The organism is Bacillus sp. mrc49, from assembly GCF_002803435.1.
Genome location: NZ_PHNG01000691.1, coordinates 63,984 through 88,215, shown reverse-complemented (window position 1 = coordinate 88,215; position 24,232 = coordinate 63,984). Strand labels below are relative to the sequence as shown.

At 41.8% G+C, this 24,232-nt stretch carries 20 protein-coding genes and 1 pseudogene; 18 read left to right on the top strand and 3 right to left on the bottom strand.

All coding sequences use genetic code 11. The features are described 5' to 3' along the window. Window positions 1-174: 174 nt before the first annotated feature. The 5 genes from CVN76_RS14670 (at window position 175) to CVN76_RS14645 (ending at window position 8,106) form a co-directional block, all read left to right on the top strand. Window positions 175-444, top strand: coding sequence for an excalibur calcium-binding domain-containing protein (locus tag CVN76_RS14670; RefSeq protein ID WP_100531878.1), 270 nt, complete (start codon window positions 175-177; stop codon window positions 442-444). Between the two features lie 195 nt (window positions 445-639). Further along, on the top strand, window positions 640-1,617 hold the full coding sequence (locus tag CVN76_RS14665) for a 2-hydroxyacid dehydrogenase (protein WP_100531904.1): 978 nt from the start codon (window positions 640-642) through the stop codon (window positions 1,615-1,617). Window positions 1,618-2,039: 422 nt separating this feature from the next. Continuing rightward, window positions 2,040-4,379, top strand: coding sequence for an RNA polymerase recycling motor HelD (gene helD, locus CVN76_RS14660; RefSeq protein WP_100531877.1), 2,340 nt, complete (start codon window positions 2,040-2,042; stop codon window positions 4,377-4,379). Window positions 4,380-4,555: 176 nt separating this feature from the next. Next, window positions 4,556-4,687: a small, acid-soluble spore protein L gene (gene sspL / locus CVN76_RS14655; RefSeq protein WP_061140778.1), complete on the top strand. Its 132-nt coding sequence runs from the start codon at window positions 4,556-4,558 to the stop codon at window positions 4,685-4,687. Between the two features lie 248 nt (window positions 4,688-4,935). Next, entirely contained in the window at window positions 4,936-8,106 is a 3,171-nt protein-coding gene (locus CVN76_RS14645; protein WP_100531875.1) for an ATP-binding cassette domain-containing protein, read from the top strand. A 69-nt stretch (window positions 8,107-8,175) separates the two neighbouring features. Here the strand turns inward: CVN76_RS14645 and CVN76_RS14640 are convergent, their stop codons facing one another. After that, on the bottom strand, window positions 8,176-9,444 hold the full coding sequence (locus tag CVN76_RS14640) for an ATP-binding protein (RefSeq protein WP_100531874.1): 1,269 nt from the start codon (window positions 9,442-9,444) through the stop codon (window positions 8,176-8,178). A gap of 369 nt (window positions 9,445-9,813) precedes the next feature. After that, the gene (locus CVN76_RS14635) at window positions 9,814-10,608 is read right to left on the bottom strand and encodes a DeoR/GlpR family DNA-binding transcription regulator (RefSeq protein WP_198512562.1); all 795 of its coding nucleotides are present in this window, start codon (window positions 10,606-10,608) and stop codon (window positions 9,814-9,816) included. Window positions 10,609-10,977: 369 nt separating this feature from the next. Between CVN76_RS14635 and CVN76_RS14630 the strand changes: the two genes are divergently transcribed. From CVN76_RS14630 to CVN76_RS14590, 10 genes and pseudogenes are all read left to right on the top strand, one after another. Then, window positions 10,978-12,102, top strand: coding sequence for an MDR/zinc-dependent alcohol dehydrogenase-like family protein (locus CVN76_RS14630; protein ID WP_100531873.1), 1,125 nt, complete (start codon window positions 10,978-10,980; stop codon window positions 12,100-12,102). 81 nt (window positions 12,103-12,183) lie between these two features. After that, window positions 12,184-13,449, top strand: coding sequence for an MFS transporter (locus CVN76_RS14625; protein WP_100531872.1), 1,266 nt, complete (start codon window positions 12,184-12,186; stop codon window positions 13,447-13,449). Window positions 13,450-13,598: 149 nt separating this feature from the next. Next, a complete protein-coding gene (rpiB, locus tag CVN76_RS14620; RefSeq protein WP_100531902.1) occupies window positions 13,599-14,081 on the top strand; it encodes a ribose 5-phosphate isomerase B in 483 nt (160 codons plus the stop codon). Next, on the top strand, window positions 14,065-15,069 hold the full coding sequence (locus CVN76_RS14615; RefSeq protein WP_100531871.1) for a dihydroxyacetone kinase subunit DhaK: 1,005 nt from the start codon (window positions 14,065-14,067) through the stop codon (window positions 15,067-15,069). The genes rpiB and CVN76_RS14615 overlap by 17 nt, the downstream gene beginning before the upstream one ends. A 13-nt stretch (window positions 15,070-15,082) precedes the next feature. Further along, on the top strand, window positions 15,083-15,733 hold the full coding sequence (gene dhaL / locus CVN76_RS14610) for a dihydroxyacetone kinase subunit DhaL (protein ID WP_100531870.1): 651 nt from the start codon (window positions 15,083-15,085) through the stop codon (window positions 15,731-15,733). 146 nt (window positions 15,734-15,879) lie between these two features. Then, window positions 15,880-16,851, top strand: a complete 972-nt coding sequence (gene glpX, locus CVN76_RS14605; protein WP_100531901.1) for a class II fructose-bisphosphatase — start codon at window positions 15,880-15,882, stop codon at window positions 16,849-16,851. Between the two features lie 141 nt (window positions 16,852-16,992). Then, window positions 16,993-17,298: pseudogene (locus CVN76_RS32395) on the top strand (transketolase-like TK C-terminal-containing protein); the annotation flags it as partial. Then, the gene (locus CVN76_RS14600; protein WP_100531869.1) at window positions 17,234-17,692 is read left to right on the top strand and encodes an SRPBCC family protein; all 459 of its coding nucleotides are present in this window, start codon (window positions 17,234-17,236) and stop codon (window positions 17,690-17,692) included. The pseudogene CVN76_RS32395 and the gene CVN76_RS14600, both read left to right, overlap by 65 nt. A 574-nt stretch (window positions 17,693-18,266) precedes the next feature. Further along, window positions 18,267-19,499: a 5-aminolevulinate synthase gene (hemA, locus tag CVN76_RS14595; RefSeq protein WP_100531868.1), complete on the top strand. Its 1,233-nt coding sequence runs from the start codon at window positions 18,267-18,269 to the stop codon at window positions 19,497-19,499. Next, on the top strand, window positions 19,496-20,407 hold the full coding sequence (locus CVN76_RS14590; protein ID WP_100531867.1) for a DMT family transporter: 912 nt from the start codon (window positions 19,496-19,498) through the stop codon (window positions 20,405-20,407). The genes hemA and CVN76_RS14590 overlap by 4 nt, the downstream gene beginning before the upstream one ends. Before the next feature lie 201 nt (window positions 20,408-20,608). On the opposite strand, the gene CVN76_RS14585 is transcribed toward CVN76_RS14590, so the two are convergent. Continuing rightward, window positions 20,609-21,382 carry an alpha/beta hydrolase gene (locus tag CVN76_RS14585; RefSeq protein ID WP_100531866.1) on the bottom strand — a complete coding sequence of 258 codons (774 nt, stop codon included), beginning with the start codon at window positions 21,380-21,382 and terminating at the stop codon, window positions 20,609-20,611. A 343-nt stretch (window positions 21,383-21,725) separates the two neighbouring features. Between CVN76_RS14585 and CVN76_RS14580 the strand changes: the two genes are divergently transcribed. The 3 genes from CVN76_RS14580 to CVN76_RS14570 are packed head-to-tail and all read left to right on the top strand — an operon-like array spanning window position 21,726 to window position 23,976. Next, window positions 21,726-22,475, top strand: coding sequence for a methionine ABC transporter ATP-binding protein (locus CVN76_RS14580; protein WP_100531865.1), 750 nt, complete (start codon window positions 21,726-21,728; stop codon window positions 22,473-22,475). After that, entirely contained in the window at window positions 22,468-23,130 is a 663-nt protein-coding gene (locus CVN76_RS14575; protein WP_100531864.1) for a methionine ABC transporter permease, read from the top strand. The genes CVN76_RS14580 and CVN76_RS14575 overlap by 8 nt, the downstream gene beginning before the upstream one ends. 18 nt (window positions 23,131-23,148) lie before the next feature. Beyond that, window positions 23,149-23,976 (top strand): MetQ/NlpA family ABC transporter substrate-binding protein, encoded by an 828-nt coding sequence (locus CVN76_RS14570; RefSeq protein WP_100531863.1) that lies wholly within the window; start codon window positions 23,149-23,151, stop codon window positions 23,974-23,976. Window positions 23,977-24,232: the final 256 nt, after the last annotated feature.

Sequence of the window (24,232 nt, the reverse complement as noted above, 5' to 3'; positions counted from 1 at the left end):
TAACAGCCCACGTTTGTATAAATCTAAATGATCCCGCCTTCATAGCTAATCGGCCTGCAGTCTATTGAATGTAATTTTAAAACTTCATTAATATGGGAATATAGTTGTTGTAAAAAAAGATATGATCCATTATGATTAGTAAAAAGTTAATTTTTAGGAAGGGGATTACATATTTTGAAACGTTCAATTACTATTTTACTATCTTTAGGCCTGGTTTTAGGGGTGTCTTTTGGAGCTAATGATGTTGCCGGTGCCAAAACAAAGGTGAAGACCTACAAAAACTGTACCGAATTGAATAAAGACTACAAAGGAGGAGTAGCTCGTACATCTTCCGTTAAAAATAAAGGTGGAAAAACGAAATATAAGCCCCATGTTTCAAAGGAACTATACGATGCCAATAAAAAAAGTGATCGTGATAAAGACTTGATCGCTTGCGAAAAATAAAACTTAGTTAAAGGAGACCTTTTAAAAGAAAGGTCTCTTTTTATGTTGCTTGTAACAAAAACGTCTGCATATAGCAATAAGTTCAAAGCATGCAATGGTCTGAATTCATTCAAATTACTCTTATTCTTTATTGAAAAAATGGTAGATTATAGGGAGGGGGATTTTGCCTACTTTATTGGAAGCGAGGGATCAAAGATGAAGCCAAGAGTAATCATTTACAAGAAAGTGGATCAAGAAGTGTTGGATTATATCCAAAATACATGTGAAGTCGTATATTTCGAGAATCTTGATTCGCAAAATTATCCTGAATTTCTGCAAGAGTTGAAGAAAGCACAAGGGATATTAGGGTCTGGATTAAAAGTGGATAAGCATTTACTGGACCAGGCACCGGAATTGAAAATCGTCTGTAATTCCTCGGTCGGCTACGACAATCTTGATGTAACGGAGCTGTCTAATCGTGGAATTATGGCGACGAACACGCCTGAGGTCTTAAATGAAACGGTCGCCGATACGATTATCGGATTGATGTTATCTGCAGCGAGAAGAATGCCTGAGCTCGATCTATTGGTTAAGTCAGGGCAATGGACATCTTCAATGGGCGAAACATGGTTTGGAGTGGATGTACACCATAAGGTATTAGGCATAATCGGTATGGGCGGAATAGGATCTGCCGTTACAAAAAGGGCTCGTTTTGGCTTCGATATGGATATCTTATATCACAACAGATCTAGAAATGAGGAAGCGGAGCAAAAGTTTGGGGCTACATACTGTACGATGGAAGAATTGTTAAGGGAGTCTGACTTTGTCTGCTTGATGACACCACTTACTCCCCAAACCGAAAAATTGATGGGTGAACAAGAATTCAAGCTGATGAAAAAGAGCGCCATTTTCATCAATTGCTCAAGAGGGAAAACGGTTGATGAGGATGCCTTGGTCACTGCGCTCAAAACAGGTGAAATTCGCGCGGCAGGACTGGATGTTTTTGTACAGGAACCTGTCCAGGAAGACAATCCGTTGCTGTCGATGAAGAATGTCGTTACCTTGCCGCATATCGGTTCCGCAACATCGGAAACCCGATTGAAAATGGCGATGCTGGCCGCAACCAATCTTGTATCTGGGATAAGGGGGAAAATTCCGCCCTCCTTGATCAAAACGGGTATACAGGTAAAGTGACTTGTTAGATGGCGTTTATGAATGAAACTGGATAGCCTTATTTAGGGCTATCCAGTTTTAATCCGCGGATGTTTGCTTCGGCATGTTCCGAAGCAAATCGTGATGCAGTGTCGTTGCAACCATGAAATTAGCGGGAAGCGAAACGCGAGGTTTGCAAAGCTAACAGCCATAAAAATAACCAGTCAAGCGAGGCTCAACTGGTTACTGACTTTAGATTAGAATGTAATTAGATTAGAATGTAAAAGATGATTAATTTAGGCAACTGATCGGAAATATACATTGATATAAGTGTGCGATTGTGATAAATTAGTATAGAAACACATTTATGATAAATACAGAAACAGTTTACCCCTTACTATAAGTATAAGGTAAAACCCACCTCTAGTCAACCCCTATTTTTATTTTTCGAAGGAGTGTCTGATATGAACAATGAAACTCGGCAGGAGCAGGAGCGTTTGGATGAGGTGCTCGAAACAATTAATCAACAAATCGGCAAAATAGAAGGAGAGACTTCACAACGCAAAAAAGAAGTTGTGAATATCCGTAAACACTTTTGGGATGACCTAAAGGTGAATGTGGATACATTCGATGACTACCTCGAGACCATCATCGGCTTAAGGCAACAGGCTCAAGCCTTGTCAGTAAGCGAAGGTGAACATAGATATACCTCAAAGAGATTATCGACATTGCGCCGCATGAAGGAAGCGCCATATTTCGGCCGGATAGATGTCACGGAAGAAGGGTCTTCGCTTACGGAGCATATTTATATAGGGACCTCGACCCTTACTGATCCATCAGGAGAAAACTTCATCATTTACGACTGGAGAGCCCCGATTTCAAGTGTTTATTATGACTATCCTCCCGGTCCGATGGAATACGCTACTCCCGGAGGCGTGATTAAGGGGATGCTGGAGAAAAAGTGGCAATATATCATCAAGGGTGGCGTTGTCGAATCCATGTTCGATACGAGTCTCACCATTGGAGATGAGATCCTGCAGCAGGTGCTGGGCAAGGGAAGGGATAAGCATATGCACAGTATCGTCTCCACCATTCAACGGGAGCAAAATAAAATCATCCGGAACGATCGCGGACGCCTGCTCATTGTTCAAGGGGCCGCTGGGAGCGGTAAGACATCGGCTGCCCTCCAACGGATCGCTTACTTGCTTTATAAGAATCGAGATAAATTAAAGGCGGATCAAATCATTCTATTCTCTCCTAACTCCATGTTTAATAACTACGTATCCAATGTGTTACCGGAACTTGGCGAAGAAAATATGCAGCAAGTAACATTCCAGGAATACTTGGACCATCGTCTGGCTGACTCGTTTCAAGTTGAAGATCCTTATGAGCAGTTGGAGTTTTTATTGACGGAAGCGGATGATCCTTCCTATAGCACCAGGACAGCGAGTATTCAATTCAAGGCATCACTTCGTTTCTTTGAAATCATCAAAACATACAGACAATCACTGGAACGATCTGGAATGATCTTTAAAGGTGTAAAGTTCCGCGGGGAAACGCTCGTCTCCGCCAAACAAATCACAGAAAGATTTTATAACACAGACACCACACTAAGTTTTCATAATAAGATCGATAAGCTGAAAGAGTGGTTAGGCGAGTTGCTTGATGAAACGGAAAAGCTTGAGCTTAAAAAACCTTGGGTTGAAGAGGAAATCGAGTTTCTCAGCAAAGATGACTATCAAAAGGTATACAACCAAATACAAAAAAAACGCGGCGATACTGAAGATTCCTTTGATGATTATGAGCAAGAGAATGAATTGCTCGCGCGGATGATCGTCCGGAAGAAATTGAAGAAGTTGCGCAAACGGATAAAAGCCCTTCAATTTATCAATATTAAAGGAATATACAAGCAACTTTTTGACGAACAAATAAGGAACGAACAATGGAAGGGCGATAACACACCTGCCGAAAGGGGAATATGCCTATCCACGCAAAAAATGCTCGACGAAGGTAAGCTTTATTACGAAGACGCGACTCCTTTTTTGCTGTTGAAGGAGCTCATTCAAGGATTTCAGACGAATACGTCGATAAAATATCTGCTTGTAGACGAAGCACAAGATTATTCCCCGTTTCAATTCGAGTTTTTGAAAAGGTTGTTTCCTTCTGCAAGGATGACCGTGCTCGGTGACTTTAATCAGGCGATATTCGCTCATGCCAGTGAAAGGGTGAATTTCGAGACGCTTACAAGTTTATATGGAATGGATAAAACAGAAAGTATCACCTTGGAACAAAGCTACAGATCGACAAAGCAGATCATCGAATTTACACGGGAACTAATTCCTGAAGGCCATCTCATTAAGGCAATTGACCGTGAAGGAGAAAAACCTTTGCTGACCCAAGTGTCCAGCCGGGAGGAATTGCACGACAAAATTGTATCCAAAGTCAAAGACTGGCAAAGTCGTAAGTACAATACGATCGCGATCATATGCAAATCTGCTGCGGAAAGTGCCGCTGCATTCAAAGCGCTAAGTCCCATCAAAGATATGAAACTCGTCCAGAGAGGGACAAATGAATATGAACAGGGCGTTGTCGTTATCCCTGCTTATTTGGCCAAGGGCATCGAATTTGATGCTGTCATCATTTATGATGCATCTGCGCAAACATACGGTGATGAAAGCCTGCGTAGATTGTTCTACACCGCATGTACGAGGGCTATGCATAACTTACAGGTATATTCGGTTGGCGAGCCTAGTCCTTTCTTGCTCAACGCTGCAGCGGACAGCTTACTTCCGACAACCAATTAACGAAGAAGCTGATTGATTTTAGAAATGTTTGACCCTGTATAGACTTAGTTCTATGCAGGTTTTTTTATGGATCATTTTAAGCTCCTCCTATCATGGAACGTATTAAAATACAGAAAGGGCGGATCTCATTTTTAATTTATAACGGTTCGGACATAATAATCGTGGAGGTGAAGGAAATGAGCAAAAAGTCAGGAAGAGGCCGAATCGCACCAAGTGTTAACCCGCAGGGACATGGAAAAGATGTCGAATTCTCCACAGAGCCCAAAAGCGAGCTTGAAAATAAGGCAAAAAAGTCCAATACAAAATAAGCGTATTTAGTAAAGCAAGCCCTTCTCTTTAATCGAGAGGGGCTTTTGAAGGGGAAATGCGAGACAAAAGCTGTAGCTAGGCCCACTCACAACGGAATGAAACCAATTTTATTCCATATTCATACGTTTTCAAGGCTGGGAAATGTGAAAGAATATAAGGATGGGGTTACCGTTAAAAAAATACCAAATACAGATAGCGCTGTGCTAACATTAAAGACTGGATAAATATAAATGGAGAGGATCCACAGATGAAAATAAACCAATTAATAGCGAACAATATTAACGAACTGGATGCAGCATTGCCAGGCGATCAATCCTTGGGGATTGCCGGGTTATCTGGTTCAGGGAAAACGACCTTTTGTCAGGCCATAGGGGAAGAATCGAAGAAGCGTCTCGTTTCCTTATTGCCGAAGTCTGAATATCAATATTTATTTTCTGATATCATGGAAACCAATTTCAGCGCCATCAAGATGGAGGAAATGCCGCTGGTCCTTTTTCTTGGAAAATCGTCCATTTCATCCAATCCCCGTTCGACCATTGGCACCCATACTGGTGTGTTTAAAGAGATTCGTGTTTGTCTTGCTGAAAAATTCAATCTTTCTCCAGAAGTTTTTTCCTTTAATAATGCTTTAGGCTGGTGCACCGCTTGTAAAGGACGCGGCACGACGAAGAACGTCGAATGTCCGAAGTGTGAGGGAAAGCGCTACAATCCAGAAGTCGAGCAATATACGATTGAATTATTCGATCGCCCGCATACTATTTCCGACATCAACGAGTTAAGCATCGAATCAATCCTTTCACTTTCAGAGATCTTACATATTAGTGAAGCCAAACAGCATATTCTCCAAAATATAATCAATATGAATATTGGTTATTTAAGCATGAACCGGATCATGGGGACCGTGTCAGGCGGAGAATTAACCCGGCTTTACTTGGCTGAATTCATGGCAACAAGCGAAAATACCGTGATCATCATTGATGAAATCTCCGTAGGGCTTGATCATCAGACCCTTTTGAAAATATTGGAACAGATTAAGTCATTAGGTGAAAAGAATCAAATATGGCTCATTGATCATTCAGACACGGTGTTGGATAGCACGGACGAGCAATTGTTCTTTGGACCCGGCAGCGGGAAATATGGCGGCAAAATTGTGGAGGAATCACCTCGCCCCAAGCCGATCAGCTGGGAACGAAATGAGGCAACGCCAAATGAATTCTACCAATTTCATGATCTTTACTGCCGAAATATACAAATGGAAGAAATCCAGCTTCCAAAGAATAGACTCGTTACCTTTACGGGTGAGTCGGGCTGCGGGAAATCCACACTTGTCAATGAATGTATCGCCAAAGATTTTCAGGAGCGCTATCCAAAGGATAAACTCGTCATGGTCGGGCAGGACCGAAATAAATCGATTACCAGTCGCTCAACTGTTGCGACGTTTCTTGATATCAAGAAGAAGCTCACCAAATACAGGGATGAAATTGATGATATCTTTCAGCGTTCGATCGAGGATATCATCGAAGAACTGCCAAATGAGGACATCGCCCATAAGCGCTTGAGCTTATTGATCAAGCTTGGGCTTGGGTATTTGACGTTAGAGCGAAAAACCCAATCGCTATCGACTGGTGAATTTCAATGTGTCCACTTAGTTTCGGAGCTGTTCGCGAAAACGAGGAACCCGCATACGCTGTTCATTTTTGACGAGCCTTCAAAAGGGTTATCGCAAAACATTTTAAATCAATTCATCGATAGCATCAGGGTCATCCTCGAGGATGAATCGGTCTCGATCATCATGATTGAACATAATCGGTATATGCTGGAAAGCTCGGATTATATCGTGGATTTCGGTAAAAGACAGCTTGCGCCAGTCCGGCATCTTGATGTTTTCAGCCATGATGAATACTATCGCCATAACAATATCGAAGGTCTAGATGAGCCACTGCATATCTCCTCTGCACTCCGGTCAAAAAGCGGCATCCATTATTTGCAGGAAAACCAATTGGACCATTTCAAAAGGGCAGAGAACATCTATAAGGGCGGCATCCTAAAAAGCTTGTCGTCGATGGCCCGCTTGATTTATGGGGAATACGAATCTGACACGATCGCACCCGTGATCGCGATCGATCTTGAACGGCACTTGTACAGCCAATATACGTTTCTATTTGAATTGGGCGGCATGATCAATCATCTGGTCGCGTCACATCCGACCAATAAAGATACAAGAAGCTTCGATTTTTATTCTAAAGAGAATCATTGTCCAAGCTGTTCGGGCCGCCGTGTCATTGAAAAATTTGATATCGATGTTGTCATTCAAGATAAAAACGTACCTTTCTGGGATGGCTTATTACATCCAGACGTGATGGAAGTATTGAAATATTATCAATATCCAAAGCTGCAATTTTTGTTTGATGAAATCAAGAATGAGCTCGGTCACGACATGAGTAAAAGCTATAATGATATGACTGATGCAGAGAAGCAGACGTTCTTATATGGATATTGGGAAAAGTCCTTTTATGATAAAGCAGGCAAGGCCTCTCGTACTTGGGAAGGCTTCAATCTCATCATCGGACGTTATATGTTCATCTCGAAATCGATCATTAAAGAGCAGATGAAAGCATCTAAAGAGAATATCACCTGCCCGATCTGCCTTGGAACGATCTTGAACCATCATAAAAAGCTGAAATTTGCCGACATGGACATCCGTGAAATCATCCAACAGCCAATGGATGAAGTCATCAAAATAGCAGGGAAGCTGCCAGAGCTGGAAAAACTAAAAGCGATTGTAGGCGGCGATATCGCATGGACGGAGGATGTTTCATTCCTTTCCCGGGAAACGCAAGCCGCATTGAAAATGCTTGAGCTGGAACTGGCAAGCTTCCAAGGCTATGAAGTGGTCCTGCAAAATGCGCTGCCATTCTGGAGCGACATCACAGGCAGCATCGAAGCCATCAGCAGCAAAAATCAGATCACCATCTGTGATTTTGCCAATATTAACGAAACAAGGGAAACAATCATTGATAAATATTTCACTAATGGCAAATATAAAAAACTAACCTATGTTTATGAGGCGTTTGGCTATAAGAAAATCGTGACGCAAATCAATAAAATCAAAGCAAGTCATAAATGCCCGTTTTGTAATGGGAAGAAAGTCATCTCCGAGGATGGCCTCCATGACGGGGTCCATAAATTAACGATACCTTGTGTGAGCTGTCATGCTAGTGGCATTGATGATGAAGGACGTAAAGCGATCGTCGAAGATATCGATGTGGAAACCTGGCTGACAGGGAAGGTAAGCGATGTCGTGGCTGAAGGTGAACGTACCGAAGCCGTTGCCGATATTCCGATTTTCAACCGGATTCGTGAATTGAACAAACGTGACATGATGGCGGTTCATACATGCCTTGAACGGAAAGCATAAATAAGACGGCAATCCAATGAAAAAAGTCCGCCATGAACGGCGGACTTTTTATATGAAAAGATTGTTTACTTATTTTGCAGAAGTATCTTCATCATAAACAGGAAGTGCTACAGTGATCGTTGTTCCTTTATTCGAAGCGCTATTAATATGAAGCGTGCCATTCATCGTTTGGATCGTTTTGACAGCCACCATCGAACCTAGCCCTGTCCCTTTCTCTTTGGAACTGTAATAGGGCTCGCCAAAACGATGTATTTGTTCTTTGTTCATGCCGATTCCAACGTCCTTTATTTCGATAATGATGTCGTTATCATTAACATAGGAAACGATACGAAGTTCCCCGCCGCTCGGCATGGCCTCTATCCCATTCTTGATGAGGTTGAGGAAGCATTGCTTGAAATGCTGAGTATTGCCACGAGTGACACCTGGGGCCAGCTGTTCGGATATCGTAACTAAATTCATGTTAGCTAATGGTCTAATCATTTCTATGACATAGCCTATTTCACGGTCGATGGAAATGGAATCGACCTTTTCAATGGCAGGTTTGGCGAATGCCAAGTATTCACTAATGATGGATTCCGCACTATTAAGCTCCCGAACAACATGCTGGATATATTGCTCTTTTTCATCTTGGGTCAGATCGGGTGCTTTTAGCAGCTGAACGAATCCCTTCACAACCGTTAAAGGGTTTCTGACTTCATGAGAAATGCTGGCCGCAAGCTGACTGACGACTTCCATCTTTTCAAGCCGCACCATTTGTGTTCGGATTAAAATCGCATCCTTTAGAATTTCCATGATATACACAGCTAAACCGATGATGAAAGGAGGAAGAATGATGAAGTAAAAGATATACGCCTCCGTTATTCGAAAAGAATCAGACATAGCGAGTGCAAGCAAGCTTGTTAGGATGCCTAGGAATACAATCAATAAGATCGAGCTATTAAGCTTACTTTTTCTGTTATACGCATTGAATTTAGAAGAAAATAGAGCAGTAATGACGAATATAAGGATATAAACCATTAAAGTAAGGAGATTGAACCCATTCATAACAAACCTGCCAGTCAAGAGAATGACCAATAGAACGGCCCCGACAGGCCAACCGCCATAAAGTGTCCCGATTATAAAAGGGATTTGCCTGAAGTCATGAACACAATATTCATCGATATAAATTGGGAACTTCATACATAATATGATCGGAATGCTCATGCATGTAGTGATGAGGACCTTGCCATACTGACATAACCTTTTGCCGTGATCTAATAAAGTGGAATAAATTAAAATGCTTACCAGGATATAAAAGAGATTATCTAGAATGTGTTGATTAATATAAGTGAAATTCATCGGATTCTCCTGAAAAATTACAATTTGGTCTACCTACAAGAATAACACTAAAAAGGAGGATTTGAATAAAGTAATTTATTGTAAGAAAGATATTTTGAAAAAGAAAGATTTCTTCGCAATGTAAGTAAACGATCGTAAATCAATAGAAAAAGGCTTTGGAATCCACCATTCCAAAGCCTTTATTTTTGTTTGGTATTCATCCATCCATTATCATGACAGCGATGGGGCGCACTTCGAGTTGCTGCCTAATGGCTAATTCTTGTTCAACCTAGGCAAATAAAGCTCTGTCTTGCTTTATTATGTTGTTAAAACGGTATATTCACTTCCACTGGTTAAACCGCATGGATAAAGTTCCCATGGAGGAAGGGATTAATTAACGTGTTCGTCTGTTGATACCATTATGACCTTAACATTTTGTTCTTCGAGTTTCTTTGTGTAACTTCCTGTCATATCAAAATCAGTGATTATCGTATCTATTTGATTGATTGAAGCGAATGAGGCAATCGAATTTTTATTGATCTTAGTATGATCAAGTAAGGCAACCACCTTGTTGGAGGCGCTGACCATGGCTTTTTTCAGTTCTACCTCATATACACTGAAATCCGTTAATCCTGATTCGAAAGTAAATCCATTAGCGGACGTAAACATCAGATCAATATTAATTTGGTTAAGAATATTTATTCCTAAACTGCCTTCTAAGGAAAAGGAACCTTTTTTTATAATACCTCCCAATAATATCACGGTTATATGGGGATTTTCATTTAACTCTAGTGCAGTATTGATGCCACTTGTTACAACGGTCAGTCTAATTGGCATTTCTTTGATCGTGCGTGCAAGTTCAAGAGTGGTTGAGCTTGAATCGAGCATAATGCATTGCCCGTTTGAGAGAAGCTCAGCAGCTTTCTTTGCAATGGCAGCCTTTTCATAGCGGTTCTTTAATTCCCGTGTAGTAAAGCTTGTATCGCTATCTTGTTTTTCGGATAGTATGGCTCCTCCATGTGTTCTTTTTAGAAGGCCTTCTTCCTCCATTTTCGATAAATCCGTACGTAATGTCGCTTCAGATACTTTAATTTCTTCTGAAAGCTCTTTTATTGTTACCCGATGCTGATCTGTTAGTTTTTCGAGTATGATTTTCCTTCGTTCTGACGCAAACATTTTTTTCATGTTATCACCTATATACCAAAGTTATTTTATCAATTTAGTTGCAAAAGCGAATTACTAGTTAAGTTATACATATATAAGAAGCATTATGATTCAAAAGATGCTGAATGGAATCGACTAATTGAATTATCTTTCAATATTATCATACATCATTTTTTTGTATTTATCTAAAGTAATTAAAAAACGAAAGAAAACGAAAGATAAAATGAAAATAAACGATAATAAATATTGACCCTTCAATAATAAATGTAATATACTGAAAATGGGAAACAGAGAAAAACTGTAAAAATTATGAGGCTTGACTGAAAATTTTCATTTTACACCGATTATGTAAGCGTTATCCAAGAAAAAATAGTCGAGGAGAGATGTTGAATGGTTCAAAGTCATGAATCAGCGGTACAAGAAGATAAAAATAATCAATCAATCCCTGCAACAATGAAAGCGGTTGTGGCCTATTCCCCAGGTGATTATCGCCTTGAAGAAGTCCCTGTTCCGCAAATCGGAGATGGTGAAATTTTGGTCAAAGTTGAGGCATGCGGTATTTGTGCCGGAGACTTGAAAGCGTTTGACGGAGCGCCGAGCTTTTGGGGAGACGATCAGCAGCCGGCATACATTAAAGCGCCAATGATTCCGGGTCATGAATTCATCGGTCATGTTGTCTCACTTGGTGAGGGAGTCAAAGGCGACTTTAAAATTGGTGACCGTATTATATCCGAACAGATCGTTCCTTGCTGGGACTGTCGCTTCTGTAACCGAGGTCAATACTGGATGTGTGAAAAACATGACTTGTATGGTTTCCAGAACAATGTAAATGGCGGTATGGCCGAATATATGAAATTCACAAAAGAAGCGATTAATTATAAAGTGCCGGAAAATCTTCCCATTGAAAAAGCAATTCTGATTGAACCTTATGCGTGTTCCTATCATGCCGTTGAGCGGGCACAAATTCAATTGGGAGATGTGGTTGTACTGGCAGGGGCTGGAACACTCGGACTGGGGATGATAGGTGCAATTAAAAAATCAGGACCTGGCAAATTAATTGTCCTTGACCTGTTTGAAGAGCGTTTAGAAATGGCAAAACAATTCGGTGCGGATATGGTATTGAACCCAGTAAAAGATGATGTAAACGCAATTGTAAAACAGTTGACGGACGGTTATGGCTGCGACATCTACATTGAAGCGACTGGAGCACAAAAATCCGTTGAACAAGGGTTGAACATGATTCGTAAACTGGGGCGTTTCGTTGAATTCAGCGTGTTTAAAGAACCGGTAACAGTGGATTGGAGCATTATCAGTGACCGGAAAGAACTTGATGTACTCGGTTCTCACCTTGGTCCATACTGCTATGAGCCCGTTATTAAAGGCATTGCAAACGGTGATCTTCCTACAGAAGGCGTTGTCACACATGAGCTTTCACTTGAAGAATTTGAAAAAGGATTTCAACTGGTGAAAAGCGGAAAAGAGTCATTAAAGGTCATCTTAAATCCAAATCTATGAAACTATCATAGGCGAATAGGTTCCTTCTTCGTTTCGGAATCTATTTTTGTAAATGAAAAGAGATGAAGAGGAGGAAAAACGATGAATCAGGGACTATTAGGGAAGCTGGGGATGGATTCCAAAATGGCAATGGGGTATCTTGGTGTACTGCTGTTTATGATGGGTGACGGTTTGGAATTAGGATGGCTATCTTCCTATTTAATCGATAATGGATTAAGTGTTCAGCAATCTGCCCTTCTATTTAGTGTATATGGTTTCGCTGTTGCCATTGCTGCCTGGCTTTCCGGCGTCCTAGCTGAAGTATTGGGTCCTCGCAAAGCCATGTCCTTCGGGGTGGCTCTATTCATAGCGGGAACGCTCGTTTTTTTAACGGTCGGTCTCCCTACAATGAATCTGGCAATCATGATTCCTACCTATTCACTTCGGGGGCTTGGTTACCCTTTGTTTGCCTACTCTTTCCTCGTTTGGCTGACATATTACGCGCCGGCAGAAAGGCTAGGAACGGCTGTCGGCTGGTTCTGGGTCTCGTTTGCCGGAGGATTGAATGTTCTTGGAGCTTATTACTCCAGCTTTGCCCTTTCTTATCTAGGAGAATTGAAAACGCTTTGGAGTGCCCTTGTATTTGTGACACTTGGAGCCATAATTGCCATTTCCTTAAACAAAGATGAGGAAAGTAATAGAAGGAAATTCGATTCTAAAGCGGAAGCACTTAAATATGTTTCCAAGGGAATTACGATAGCATTCGAGCGCCCGAAAGTCGGGCTTGGAGGCATCGTTCGTACGATCAACACGGCAGGGGCATACGGATTTGTAGTGTTTCTTCCAGCTTATATGATGGAAATTGGATTTACCCGAACTGAATGGTTACAGATTTATGGTGCATTATGGTCCAGTAATGTGATTTTTAACCTGATATGGGGTATTATCGGCGATAAATTCGGTTGGCGTAACACAGTTATGTGGTTTGGTGGTGTAGGATGTGCTGTATTCACAGCGGCACTCTATTATACTCCTTTATTTCTTGGAGCGAATTACTTGGCGGCAACACTTGTTGCCATTTGTTTCGGTGCTTGTCTTGCTGCATACGTTCCCCTTTCCGCATTAATCCCATCACTAGCCCCGGATAACCGCGGAGCTGCAATGTCCATTCTGAACCTGGGTGCTGGTCTGAGTACATTCGTTGGTCCGGCTCTTGTCGGTCTTTTCATTGGAAGTGTCGGAACTGTAGGCATCATTTGGATCTATACAGGATTGTATTTGATCAGTGCGTTCATGATGAAATTTGTTACATTACATAAAAAAATAGAAACAGTGGATACGTCTTCTAACGTGCCAGTAGTGCAATGATTGGGCGATCATCATCATTTTCTATCGAATTTCACCCGTGAACAAAGATATATGCAAACAAATGATAATATTTATCGATTCAATAATGAAAAAAATGAAGCTGAGAATGACGATAATAAAGCGGAAATAAAATGAAAGGGCGTTGTATAATGAAAATTGGGTTAGGTTCTGATCATAATGCTTTTGATATGAAAGATAGTTTGAAAGATTATATTCAAGAATTGGGGCACGAAGTTGTGGATTACGGTTCTGAAGATTCATGTACCGAGATTGATTATCCAGGAGTAGCTTTTCAGGTAGCTAATGACATTAATGAGAAAAAATTGGATCGTGCCATTTTAGTTTGTGGCACAGGTATCGGAATGGCAATTGCGGCAGGAAAAGTCCCAGGCATTCGTGCAGCTCTTTGCCATGACACCTATTCAGCGGAACGTTCGCAAAAAAGTAATGATGCACAGGTGTTAACAATGGGTGCAAAGGTGATTGGAATCGAACCAGCTAAAAATATAGTGAAGGTGTATTTAGAGTCTGAATTTCCGGGTGGTAACTCAGCAAGAAAAGTTCAGCAAATAATGGATAAAGAGCAGGATTTTTTGAAAGGAGCTGCAGCAAAACATGAAAAAGCTCATTAATGATCCAATGAGAGTTGTGGAAGAAATGATTGAAGGATATGCAAAAGCTTATCCGAAACATATAAGGCAATTAGCTGAAAACGACCGTGCACTTGTTACGGCGAAGGAAACAAGAGACGGAAAAGTAGGCGTACTCATCGGCGGTGGATCGGGCCACGAACCAGCATTTATTGGGTATGTGGGTGATGGCATGGCTGATGGTGTTGCCGTAGGGAATATTTTTGCTTCTCCTCCTCCGGATCCCATTTTGGAAGTGACGAAAGCCATTGATAAAGGAAAAGGCGTTATTTATATATATGGCAACTATGCAGGGGACGTAATGAACTTCGGCATGGCCGCAGAACTGGCTGATCTTGATAGCGATATCCGTGTTGGTTCCGTGCTTGTAACGGATGATGTAGCTTCCGCGCCAAAAGAAGAAAAACAAAAACGCAGAGGGATCGCAGGGGAATTTTTCGTCACGAAGGCAGCGGGGGCTGCAGCTGATAAAGGATATAACTTGGTTGATGTTGTACGAGTGGCTCAAAAAGCAAACGATTACACACGGACAATGGGCGTTGGTTTAACGCCGTGTTCACTACCACAAACAGGAAAGCCGAGCTTTGAACTTGCTGATAACGAAATGGAAATCGGTCTTGGTCACCACGGTGAACCTGGAATCGAAAAAGGTGACTTGCTGCCGGCTGATCAAGTGGTCGAACGCCTTATGCATGACATTTTGATAGACATGCCAGTTGTATCAGGAGAAAGAGTAGCTGTTCTTGTAAACGGATTAGGCTCCACTACAAACATGGAATTATATATAATGTTTAGACGTGTAGAACAAATTTTAAGTGACAAAGGCATTATAATACACCGTTCCTATGTAGGGAGCTACAGCACATCTCTTGAAATGGGCGGTGCGTCCGTTACAATTACAAAATTAGATGAAGAATTGGCAGAATTTATAGACCACCCTGCAGACTGTCCAATGTATGTCCAAAAATAAGGAGGAGCTAGCGATGAAGATAACAGCTGCAGAATTCAAGACCTTTTTGAAAAACGTTGTAACGATGATTGAAGAACAAAAAGATTACTTGTGTGAATTAGACCGGAAGCTGGGTGATGGTGATCATGGAGTCACGATGTCCATTGGCTGGCAGGCTGTTAACGAAAAACTGGATGGCGAACTGAAAGACGAGGAGGACTGCTCAAGAATTAGCATTTTAGCAGGCCGTACGTTTTTAAGTGCTGTAGGTTCATCTGTTGGTCCTCTATATGCAACTGGTTTTATGAGGGGGGCGAAAGCATTTCAAGGAAAGTTGGAACTTGGAGATCAAGAATTAAAGGATTTCTGGGTGGCTTTTGTGGATGGAATCAAGGAACGGGGCAAAGCGGAAGTTGGCGATAAAACGATGATAGATACCCTGCATCCAGCTGCTGAAAGCTTGCAATCGAATTTTGCACATACGAATGACTTCGTTGCCTCTTTTACGGAAGCGGTGAAAGCGGCAGAGCTAGGAATGGAGTCAACAAAAGGAATGCTTTCTAAGCGCGGACGTTCAAGCCGTCTTGGTGAACGATCACTTGGGACGAAGGATCCTGGTGCCGCTTCTTCTTACATGATTCTCTACACATTTTTAACAACCATCAAATCGGCTCAAACAGTATAATTCACCGCATCCAATAAAAAAAATTCACCGCATATCGAAAATATTTTGATTGTTTCGACTTATGGAAATGACAAAATATGCGGGTGAATCTCGCTTGTGTATGAATAAAAATACAAACTTATGAATGATGGAGGAGCTGATTCGTGTTGTCTATTGTGAACATTAAGCAAAAAGAGGATGTTCAATCACTAGCCGGTGACTTTTTGGCTGTCGCTCAAAAAGCGGCAATAGCGGCCTATCCTTGGATTGGAAAAGGCAATAAAATTGGTACGGACCAAGCCGGAACGACAGCAATGCGCGATGAGATGAACCGCATAAATATGAATGCATCAATTGTCATTGGCGAAGGTGAAATGGATGAAGCACCGATGCTGTATATCGGTGAGAATCTTGGTGCCGGCACTGAACCTCAAGTAGATATTGCCGTTGATCCGATAGAGGGGACGACCCTCGTTTCAAAAGGGCAAGATAATTCGCTGGCAGTTATTGCTGTAGCTAAACGTGGCACCCTCTTGCATGCACCGGATATGTATATGGAAAAAATGGCAGTCGGCCCGGATGCGAAGGGCTGTATCAATATCGAAGCCTCCCTTACAGAAAACATGAAGTCTGTCGCAAAGGTACTTGGCAAGGATGTAAGTGAACTGACAGTCATGATGCAGGAACGTACGCGTCACAATCATTTAATGAAACAAGTATTTAATATCGGAGCAAAAGTTCGATTATTTTCAGATGTGGATATTACAGGAGCAATAGCTACAGCGGTTGACGAATTGGATGTAGATATACTTGTCGGAACAGGCGGTGCCCCTGAGGGTGTGATTGCTGCAGTTGCATTGAAATGTCTTGGCGGTGATTTCCAAGGCCGGCTTGTTCCCAAAACTGAAAAGGAACTGGTACGATGTAAGAAGATGGGGATTGCCAACCCCCATGCTCTGTTGACGATGGATGACATCGTAAAATCCAATGATTGTTTCTTTGTCGCAACAGGGATTACAGACGGCCCTTTATTAAAAGGGGTCCGCAAAAGGAACCATAAGCTGATAACACACTCTTTCGTTGCGACAGCGGAGCAGTCGCAGTTTATTGAAGCGCACCACAAAGCTCCATTCACTTGAAAATGGAGGAACCGACATGACTGCTGCACTAACACGTCAAGAGTTACCGACCCTTGTAAGAGCAGGCGTATGAAAGTGTGAAGTGCGGGGTTTATGTTTTAGCTGATCAAAAGAAACGGCGTTGGCTAGCTACTTGCCTCCAGTTCTGAAGTGGCTCTTCCTGTTGCAGCTCAACATACACTAGCAAAAGAAGGTTTTGAAGGTACTGTTGTCAGTATGCCAAGCTGGGGTCGGTTTGAACAACATTCCAATGAGTATAATACCTTATGTCAAATCGTAAAAGGACACTTTTACGATTTTTTTGATTTTACCTTCTTCTTTAAATTAAACTGTTTGGATTTTCCTGAAAAAGTAAATATAATCGAGATAGAGGTGATATACAGTGAAATCGTGGAAAAAAGAAATCGAAATAAACGCTCCAATCGAACATGTATGGAAGTATCTTGACGGTTCTGTAGAAAATATGCAAAAAATCATGCCCCAAGTGATTGAACAAAAGCCCATCAAAATAACGGAGCAAGTGGTCGGGAGCATATATCGCCAAAAATATAGAGAAGGCAAACGAACAGAAGAATATGATATCGAAACACTCGCGTATACCAATGAAGCGGATGAGAAAAAGCTAAAAGTAGGCTTCATCCTTGCCAAAATGTTTGAAATTACAGCTTTATATGAACTAAATAAAATCAATGACAGCAGAACTTCCTTTACATACACAGTCACCAGCCGCCCGTTAAAATGGTACCTGAAATTGTTATTACTATTCGCCACCGACAAAGTGGTCGTTGAATTTTTGGAACGTGTCAAGAATGTAGCTGAAGCGGAGTCCAGTGGAGGATGAAAAAGGATCAATAAATATACATTCATACTCTATCAAACCCCTGGCATCTCTTGTGTCAGGGGCTTTTTATTTGTGGGGGAAGGTAGAGCAGGATAAACCATATAAAGAAGTTGAAGAATAGCCCATTTAATTTTATTTGAAATTTGCTGGGGGGAAGAATCCAACTTGAAAGACATTGTCGAGTAGGCTTCTTTATGTTGTGAATAGTTCTGGATGGAGGTCGCTTTTATGTTTTCCTAGTGGCCACTTCAAATTCAAGGGACAAACTGGTCTCCATTTGCTAGCAGGACAGATTAGAAGCAAAAGGTTCAAGGTACTTGGGTAAATAGAACGTATTTTTATTACATTTTATTGCTGAATAGCATTTTTAATGAGGGGGATAGGAGTATATGATTAAATATCAGAATATTATGTATGTTAAAATAATAATTTTAATTGACATTTTTCTTTTATTTGGTAATATTTCTTTATTATTCCATTTAAATTATTTATATAATCACTTATAAATTGCCAATTTGTCATTCTATTAATAATTTAAGTGGGTAAAAAATAAAATGACTTAGGTGGTTAAATCATGTATGAGAAAATCATTAACGGTGAGTTACATAAACTAAAAGAAAGCGGGCAATATCGCAGCTTTGTCACGTTGAATCGTATAAATGGTCAATATCCCTTAGCCAAGTTAAATGGTGACGAAAATGGTAAACCGGTAGTGGTATGGTGCAGCAATGATTATTTAGGGATGTCCCAGCACTCACTAGTAACGGATGCCATGCACGATGCAATTGAAATGTATGGGGCTGGCTCTGGTGGATCTCGTAATATAGGAGGGACACATTATCAATATGCGGAGCTGGAAAAAACGCTTGCAGAATGGCATGGCAAAGAATCGGCTCTTGTTTTCCCTACGGGTTATGGGTCAAATGATGCCACGCTACAATGTCTATTAAAGCTTTTCTCAAATTGTATCGTGTTTTCGGATGAACGTAATCATGCGTCCATTATTAATGGTATTGGCAGTGCTAAAGTTGAAAAATCGATATTTAAGCATAATGATGTAGCTCACTTAGAAGGATTATTGGAAGGACAACCCCTTGATCGGCCAAAGATCATTGTTTTTGAATCGGTTTACTCAATGGATGGGGATGTTTCGCCGATCGAAGAGATTGTAGCCCTTGCTGAAAAATATAACGCGATTACTTTCCTCGATGAAGTCCATGCCATTGGAATGTATGGACCCAGAGGTGCAGGGATTGCTGCAGAACTTGGCATTGCCCATAAAGTGGATATCATTCAAGGTACTATGGCCAAGGCCATTGGCGTAATAGGAGGGTATATTACTGCTTCTGCTTCATTAATCGATGCGGTTCGTTCGTTTGCATCAGGCTTCATATTCACCACGTCCCTGCCACCCGCAGTTATAGCGGCTTGTCACGCGAGTATTCAACATCTGCTATCATCGGATAAAGAGCGGATCTTACTGCAAGAGAAGACAAACACTTTAAGAGAGTATCTAACGAAGGCAGGCATTCCGATAATGGCAGCAAGCGAGACTCATATTCTTCCGGTTTTGATCGGAGATGCGAAGAAATGTAAGGAAGCAGCCGAGAGACTGCTTGAGAACCATCAGATATACTTACAACCTATCAATTCACCTACAGTAGCTGTCGGTACAGAACGCTTTAGGGTGAATGTCACACCCAATCACACTGAAGAACAGATAGCCCATTTAACCATTGCTTTAACGGAGGTTTTCACTTATTTTGATATTCCTTTTTCCAAAAGATTGGATTCAGTAAACATATGACCAACTTTATGTACATATTTTGTTTAGTAGTATGGGGGCTTAATTTTATTGCAGTAAAGATACAAGGTACACCCGTTAGTTTAGAATTATCTTTAACCTATCGTTTAAGTTTGACGGCAGTCTTATTCTTGATTCTGTTGTGCATTCTTAAACCTGCAGGTAAACCAAAGAAAAAGGATATCCCATATATTATCGTATTTGGAATATGTAATTTTGCCTTGAGCTATTTATGTCTTTATTACGCGACTATCTTAAGTTCGGCAGCCATGGTTACATTGATATTTTCATTGAAGGTTATTTTAACCCCCATTGCTCTTCGGATTTTTTTGAAAGAGCCTTTGCATTTCCGTATCTTGATTGGCGGAATAATCGGTGTGCTGGCTGTGTGCATCGTTATTTACCCAAGCTTACATGACATTCATGGTTTTCAGGATATAAAAGGTATCATGATTGCCGTTCTTGGGACCATCCTGACTGCATTGGGCGATGCGAGCTCAGCTCGAAATGCCAAGAAGCAGGTGAACCCAATCTATGCTAATGTACTTGGGTTTGCAGCGGGGGGCATTCTTTTATGGGCAATCGTGTTCATTAAAGGACAAGCTGTTAGTCTGCCGACATCCCTTTCATATTTATCTGCTTTGTTATATTTAACGATATTCGCCTCCTTTGGGGCCTGGCTGTTCTACCTAAAGCTTGTAGATAAAATAGGTGGAGCGAAAAGCGGGTACATGGTGGCTCTTTTCCCGGCAATAGGAGGTTTGGCTTCAGTAATGATTGGTGATTCCGATCCCTCCATTTTCTTGGCTGCTGGCTGCCTATTCAGTTGCATAGGGGCTGCGATTGCATTGGGAGTGGGCACGCGCAAGGGGAAGGTAAAGCTGAAAGAAGAAAATTCGATTCACCAATAAGGGTTTTGCTGTACCTATGCTAATGGCAATCAATTTATCGATGAAAGGCTGTTAATCAGTCTCAAAATCATGCTTATGTCGTGCCGACCATCATGAGCGGGGCCTTTCGATTCGCCAATGGCTGAAGACCGTTGTAAAAAAGAAACCGCCAATGCTTGGTGAACATCACCAGTCTTGGCGGTTTTTGTGATAGTCAACGATTCAACTGTTTATGCCAAATAACCGGCGAAGTGCCTCGATGAAGTAGTTGGAGAAGAATAGGTCATCATGAGTTCCTTCTGGATTCAACTCAAATAATAGATTGGACTCCAAATAGCCTTCCTTGATGAATTCAAGGTGGGCCTTCTTCGTATAGTCGACCATATGCTTTTGTGCCGTTTCTTTATAAATGCCCTCCAATTCGCCAACATATAAATAGAGCTGATGATTCTGACGATTCACAGTTGGTTTGCTATAGCTTTTTCCTTGTCGTTCAATCTTTTCCCCCTGAAGATAGCGAAGAACATCCTCGTACCAAAAGGAAGGAGATAAGGAAATATATTGATGGAATACCTCAGGATGATAGTAGGAGGCGAAAATTGAAACGAGTCCTCCCAAGGAGCAGCCGGAAATGGCTGTATGTGAAGGCTCGGGATTCGTTGCGTAATGGGCATCTATATAAGGCTTTATTTCGGTTACAACGGTATGTAAATAAGCGTGCGCCTGACCTCCAAAGTCAATACCTTGCGGGGCAAGCGAGGGGGCCGCCCATGGCGTATAGTCATCGTTGCGATGGATCGGGGCAATCCCGACGACGATCAGTGGTTCAATTTGACCGGAAAGAATCAAATGATCGATATAGTTTACAGCTTGCATGGCCGTTTTTCCCCCGTCATGCATATAAATCGTACGGTATTTCTTGGTTTGATCGTAACCAGAGGGCAGAATGACACATACCTCATGGTCGGCCACTTTTTTATTAAGGTATCGAATCATGCATGTGCCTCCATATTCTTCAAATAGTTGATAATGATAACCATTATCAACTATGATTATAATACACTTGCCATCATTTTGAAAGGCATTATGCGATTCATGGAGTGAAAACTTGTATCTGGTAAGATTGATGATAATCATTCTTATCTAATTCGATTATGAGAAAAGCCAAGAATGTGTTCGTTTTGGCTTTTTTAAAATGGAAAGAGGGAGCTGAAAGGGATTGGGAGTCATTAACTGTTAATTTGTGTCTTTGCAATTGGTCCTCATTAATTGATAAAATAATGTGTCTTGATGAAAAGATAATGAGGAGCGATATACTTACAATGGAAAGTGGGATTTTATGATCAACCTGCATCAAGTGAGTAAGAAGTTTTCACAGTTTCAGGCAATTAAGTCTGTCACTTTGACCATACCAAGAGGGGAAATTCATGGCATAATCGGGGCAAGCGGAGCAGGGAAATCAACGCTGCTGCGACTGATGAATTTGCTGGAGACCCCAGATGCGGGCGAGGTGGAGATAAACGGCCAAAGGCTTACAACATTGAACGATAAAGCACTTCGAGAGGCAAGGAAGTCGATCGGGATGATCTTTCAGCATTTTAATCTTGTCGCAAATAAAACGGTCCATGACAATGTGGCAGCTTCTTTGGAGCTGGCAAGTTACCCAAAGAAGGAACGTCGGGGCCGTGTGGCAGAGTGCCTTCGATTCGTCGGATTGGAGGGGGAGATGGAGAAATACCCTGCACAATTAAGCGGGGGGCAAAAGCAGCGGGTTGCCATTGCACGGGCATTGGCAAATAACCCGCAAGTGCTGTTATGTGATGAACCGACCTCGTCCCTTGATCCAAATACAACGGCTGAAATATTAGAGGTGCTGGCGAATATAAACGAACGCTTCGGTGTGACGATTGTGATTGTCAGTCATGAACTGGATGTCATCAAAAGTATATGCAACCGTGTAACGGTCATGGCGGCTGGAGAGATACATGACACTGTCATGATCGAACCGACGGGGATTGAGAAAAGCGATAATCGTCCAGAGTACTTCATCGAACAATTAGCTGAGAAGGGCGGGATCGGTCATGCCTGAGATTTTAGTGCAATATGAGGCAGAAATCTGGCAGTCGATTGCCGCAACGATTACGATGGTTGGTGTGTCCATTTTAGCTGCAATCGTGATTGGATTGCCGGTCGGGACCTTGCTGTTTCTTTGCCGGAAGGGCCAGCTGCTTGATAACCCGTGGGCTTTTTCGATTTTGAATTTATTGGTCAATATTATTCGTTCTTTCCCATTTTTGTTATTGGTCGTTTTTTTGATCCCGTTTACAAGACTCTTGATCGGCACAGCCATTGGTACGGCAGCGGCTTGCGTTCCATTGGCGATCATTGCGATTGCCCATTATTCACGTTTGGTCGAGCAATCTTTATTGGATGTGCCGAAGGGTGTGATCGAGGCAGCCATTTCCATGGGGGCTTCCGTGAAGGATGTCATCTTCAAATTTCTATACGTGGAGGCGCGCTCAGGGCTGGTCCTTGGACTGACGACATCGATTATCAGCTTCATTTCCTATTCAACGATCATGGGAGTGGTCGGAGGCGGCGGTATCGGCGATTTCGCCATCAGGTACGGCTATCAGCAGTTTCAAACAGAGCTGATGATTTATATGATCATCATTATGATCATTCTCGTACAGCTGATCCAATTCATTGGCACAGCTGCAGCCAGAATGATCGACAAAAGATAAATAATGGAGGAAACCATCATGAAAAAAATACTCTTTCTCATGGCAGCAATGATGCTGCTTTTAGCAGGATGCGGCAAGGCGAATGAAGGAAAAGAGAAAGAAAAGGCGCAAAAAGAGGAGAAGGAAGAGGTAACATTGAAAGTGGCCTCACTCATCCCGCCGATGACGGAAATACTAGAGCTTGTTAAACCAAAGCTGGCAGAGGAAGGCATTAACCTCGATATAGTCGTATTGAGTGATAATGTCCAGCCGAATACCGCACTAGCGGCAAAAGAAGTCGATGTGAACTTCTTCCAGCACGTTCCGTATATGGAGGAATTCAATCGAAACAAAAATGCCGAGCTTGTTCCAGTGAAACCGATTTACTTCGCCAATTATGGTGTATATTCCAAGGAATACGACTCCATGGATAAAATGCCGGAGGGTGCCGTCATTGCGATTGCAAACGACGTGTCGAACATCGATCGGTCATTATCATTGCTGGCACAGCATAAAGTGATCAAGTTGAAGGAAAAAAAGGGCCCATACTATACGATGGCTGATATTACGGAAAACCCGAAAAACTATAAATTCAAAGAAGTGGATTTATTGATGCTGGCAAGAACGTATGATGAAGCAGATGCGATCGTGATCACACCCGCTTACGCTGCACCGCTTGGGCTGACACCAAAAAATGACGCTCTTCTTACGGAGGGTGTTGAAAATGACTTTGCGATTACCTTGGTGGCGCGCAAGGATAACGTCGACTCCGAACCGGTACAAAAGCTGGCAAAGGCCATGACAAGCCCGGAGGTACGCAAATTCTTAGAAGAAAAGTATAGCGAAACGGCCATACCGGCCTTTTGAATTTAATGTTTGTCCTATAAGTCCAATTTCGACTTATAGACGCCCTATCTTTAGCAGGTTGAATACTAGCTTTACTAGGCGAGTTGTCGAGTAAGCACCTAAAATCGACGGAAAGTACAGCAAACTTCATCAAGCACAATTTCAATGGGTGTAATAAATCAAACCTCTGACTTTTGTCAGGGGTTTTTAATTTGTGGGGTTATCGCAGAAAACAAGCTGGAGGTTCCAAAAATGAAATTCTCTATTTCATTTTTGG